This is a genomic window from Streptomyces alkaliphilus (assembly GCF_014141535.1).
Classification (GTDB): Bacteria; Actinomycetota; Actinomycetes; order Streptomycetales; family Streptomycetaceae; genus Streptomyces; species Streptomyces alkaliphilus.
Genome location: NZ_VKHT01001553.1, coordinates 1 through 743, shown reverse-complemented (window position 1 = coordinate 743; position 743 = coordinate 1). Strand labels below are relative to the sequence as shown.

1 protein-coding gene is annotated in these 743 nt (G+C 75.1%); it reads left to right on the top strand.

Features of this window, described 5'->3' with window-relative positions:
* Nucleotides 1-743: ABC transporter ATP-binding protein (locus tag FNQ90_RS25625; protein WP_194432897.1), on the top strand; the 743-nt coding region annotated here is incomplete at both ends.

Sequence of the window (743 nt, the reverse complement as noted above, 5' to 3'; positions counted from 1 at the left end):
GTGCTGCGCCTGGAGGATCTGCACGTCACCCACCACGGCTCCCGGGGCGCCGTCCCAGCCGTCCGGGGCGTCTCCCTCGCCCTCGAACCCGGCGGCACCCTCGGCGTCGCCGGGGAGTCCGGCTGCGGCAAGTCCACCCTCGTCTCCGCCGCGCTGCGCCTGCTCCCGCCCACCACCGCCGTCACCGGCCGGGTCCTCCTCGACGGGGAGGACGTGCTCGGCATGATCCCCGGCCGGCTGCGCGCCGTTCGCTGGACCGGTGCCTCCATCGTCTTCCAGGGCGCCCTGCACTCCCTCAACCCCGTGCACCGGGTGGTGCGGCAGATCGCCGAGCCGATCCTGCTCCACGAGGCCCGCGCCGGCGTGGACCGGCGAACCGCCGAGGCCCGCGCCCTGGAGCTGATGGAAAGGGTCGGGCTGCCCGCCCGCCGCGCCCGCTCGTACCCGCACGAACTCTCCGGCGGGCAGCGCCAGCGGGTCATGATCGCCATGGCGCTGGCCTGTTCCCCCCGCCTGCTGATCGCCGACGAGGCCACCACCGCCCTGGACGTGATGGTGCAGGCCCGCGTGCTGGACCTGCTGCGCCGCCTGGTCGCCGAACGCGGCATCGCCCTGATGATGATCAGCCACGACCTGACCGTGCTCGCCGACACCTGCGAGCGGCTGGCGGTGATGTACGCCGGGCGGATCGTGGAGAGCGGCCCGGCCCCCCTGGTGCTGCGCCGGGCCGCCCACCCCTACAC